Below are 3,495 nucleotides of genomic sequence, written 5' to 3' on the forward strand. Positions count from 1 at the left end.
GCATCTGCCTCTTGTGTGGGGTGGGTGTGGGTGTCGTGTCTTTCTAGATGTAATTAATTCTAGTCTTTGTAGTTTTTGTTGAGTGTTTGTGAGACAAGCTATGAAGGGCACATGGTGGATGCCTTGGCATCAAGAGCCGATGAAGGACGTAGGAGCCTGCGATAAGCCCTGGGGAGTTGGCAACCAAGCTGTGATCCGGGGGTGTCCGAATGGGGAAACCCAGCTGGAGTCATGTCCAGTTACCCGCGCCTGAATATATAGGGTGTGTGGAGGGAACGTGGGGAAGTGAAACATCTCAGTACCCACAGGAAGAGAAAACAATAGTGATTCCGAGAGTAGTGGCGAGCGAAATCGGATGAGGCCAAACCACGTACATGTGATACCCGGCAGGGGTTGTGTATGTGGGGTTGTGGGATCGCATGGGTGGGTCTGCCGGCCTGCCACACAGTAAGAAACTCGTGATGAAGTTGAAGTCCGCTGGAAAGTGGCGCCGTAGAGGGTGATAGCCCCGTAAGTGTAAGTCGCGAGCTGTGATGCGTCATCCCAAGTAACACGGAACCCCTGAAATTCCGTGTGAATCTGGCGGGACCACCCGTTAAGCCTAAATACTCCTTGATGACCGATAGCGGACAAGTACCGTGAGGGAAAGGTGAAAAGTACCCCTGGCGGGGAGTGAAATAGTACCTGAAACCGTGTGCCTACAATCCGTCGGAGCCTTGCTCACACTTGTGTGACGGGGTGACGGCGTGCCTTTTGAAGAATGAGCCTGCGAGTTTGCGTTGTGTTGCGAGGTTAACCCGTGTGGGGAAGCCGTAGCGAAAGCGAGTCCGAATAGGGCGTGCCAGTAGCACGATCAAGACCCGAAGCGAAGTGATCTATCCATGGGCAGGTTGAAGCGCGGGTAAGACCGCGTGGAGGACCGAACCCACTTAGGTTGAAAACTGAGGGGATGACCTGTGGATAGGGGTGAAAGGCCAATCAAACTTCGTGATAGCTGGTTCTCCCCGAAATGCATTTAGGTGCAGCGTTGCGTGTTTCTTGCCGGAGGTAGAGCACTGGATAGCCGATGGGCCCGACCAGGTTACTGACGTTAACCAAACTCCGAATGCCGGTAAGTGAGAGCGCAGCAGTGAGACTGCGGGGGATAAGCTCCGTAGTCGAGAGGGAAACAGCCCAGACCATCAGCTAAGGCCCCTAAGCGGTGACTAAGTGGAAAAGGATGTGGAGTCGCACTGACAACCAGGAGGTTGGCTTGGAAGCAGCCACCCTTGAAAGAGTGCGTAATAGCTCACTGGTCAAGTGATTCCGCGCCGACAATGTAGCGGGGCTCAAGTCATCCGCCGAAGCTATGGCATTCACATAAGCCCAGCACCCACTTGATGGGTGTTCAGGTGTGTGGATGGGTAGGGGAGCGTCGTGTCGCGAGTGAAGCGCCGGAGTGATCCAGGTGTGGATGCGACACGAGTGAGAATGCAGGCATGAGTAGCGAATCACGTGTGAGAAACACGTGCGCCGAATGATCAAGGGTTCCAGGGTCAAGCTAATCTGCCCTGGGTAAGTCGGGACCTAAGGCGAGGCCGACAGGCGTAGTCGATGGACAACGGGTTGATATTCCCGTACCGGCAAAGTAGCGCCCATGACGAACCTGGTGATGCTAACCATCTGAAACTCAAGTGACCGGACCCTTCGGGGCGAGGCGCTTGAGCGTAGCGTGGGACCCGAACTGGTAGTAGTCAAGCGATGGGGTGACGCAGGAAGGTAGTCCAACCGTACCGATGGTTGTGTACGGCTAAGCATGTAGGGCGAGATCTAGGCAAATCCGGATCTCTGACTTCGATGTCGGGCTTGAGATGTGATGGGGACCCCGTTGGGGGGAAGTGGATGATCCTATGCTGTCGAGAAAAACCTCTAGCGAGCTATGCGCCGCCCGTACCCCAAACCGACTCAGGTGATCAGGTAGAGAATACTAAGGCGATCGAGCGAACCACGGTTAAGGAACTCGGCAAAATGCCCCCGTAACTTCGGGAGAAGGGGGGCCCGGAACGTGAACACCCTAGCGGTGGGAGCGGGAAGGGCCGCAGAGACCAGGCCCAAGCGACTGTTTACTAAAAACACAGGTCCGTGCGAAGTTGTAAGACGATGTATACGGACTGACTCCTGCCCGGTGCTGGAAGGTTAAGAGGACCTGTTAGGTAGCAATACCGAAGCGGAGAATTTAAGCCCCAGTAAACGGCGGTGGTAACTATAACCATCCTAAGGTAGCGAAATTCCTTGTCGGGTAAGTTCCGACCTGCACGAATGGAGTAACGACTTGGGCGCTGTCTCAACCGTGGACTCGGCGAAATTGCACTACGAGTAAAGATGCTCGTTACGCGCGGCAGGACGGAAAGACCCCGGGACCTTTACTATAGTTTGGTATTGGTGTTTGGTTCGGCTTGTGTAGGATAGGTGGGAGACTGTGAAGCATTCACGCCAGTGAGTGTGGAGTCATCGTTGAAATACCACTCTGGTCGTACTAGATGTCTAACCTAGGTCCGTTATCCGGATCAGGGACAGTGCCTGATGGGTAGTTTAACTGGGGCGGTTGCCTCCTAAAGAGTAACGGAGGCGCTCAAAGGTTCCCTCAGCCTGGTTGGCAATCAGGTGGCGAGTGTAAGTGCACAAGGGAGCTTGACTGTGAGACAGACATGTCGAGCAGGGACGAAAGTCGGAACTAGTGATCCGGCGTCGGCATGTGGAAGCGACGTCGCTCAACGGATAAAAGGTACCCCGGGGATAACAGGCTGATCTTCCCCAAGAGTCCATATCGACGGGATGGTTTGGCACCTCGATGTCGGCTCGTCGCATCCTGGGGCTGGAGTAGGTCCCAAGGGTTGGGCTGTTCGCCCATTAAAGCGGCACGCGAGCTGGGTTTAGAACGTCGTGAGACAGTTCGGTCCCTATCCGCCGCGCGCGCAGGAAACTTGAGAAAGGCTGTCCCTAGTACGAGAGGACCGGGATGGACGAACCTCTGGTGTGCCAGTTGTCCCGCCAGGGGCACGGCTGGTTAGCTACGTTCGGAAGTGATAACCGCTGAATGCATCTAAGCGGGAAGCACGTTTCAAGATGAGGTTTCCCACCGGGTCAACCGGGTAAGGCCCCCAGCAGAACACTGGGTTGATAGGCCGGAGGTGTACAGCAGCAATGCCTAGCCGACCGGTACTAATAGGCCGAGGGCTTGTCCCACAACCACTCAGCTGAACCTACAAGGTGAGCTGCTCGCGTCCACGAATCCACACACACAAACCACCACACGTGACACATCCACATGTGAATAATGGCTTGGCACACACCACCACCCAGTGAACATCGACCCTGGGTGTGTGTGCCGCAAGAGTTACGGCGGCCATAGCGAAAGGGAAACACCCGGTCCCATCCCGAACCCGGAAGTTAAGCCTTTCAGCGCCGATGGTACTGCAACCGAGAGGTTGTGGGAGAGTAGGACGCCGCCGGACA

At 55.5% G+C, this 3,495-nt stretch carries 2 rRNA genes; both read left to right on the forward strand.

What is annotated here, in order from left to right:
• Window positions 1–91 precede the first annotated feature (91 nt).
• Window positions 92–3,225, forward strand: a 23S ribosomal RNA gene (locus ABKW28_RS22610).
• A 152-nt stretch (window positions 3,226–3,377) separates the two neighbouring features.
• Window positions 3,378–3,494, forward strand: a 5S ribosomal RNA gene (gene rrf / locus ABKW28_RS22615).
• Window position 3,495 lies beyond the last annotated feature (1 nt).

Source organism: Nocardioides sp. 31GB23 (genome assembly GCF_040012395.1).
Lineage (GTDB): Bacteria > Actinomycetota > Actinomycetes > Propionibacteriales > Nocardioidaceae > Nocardioides > Nocardioides salarius.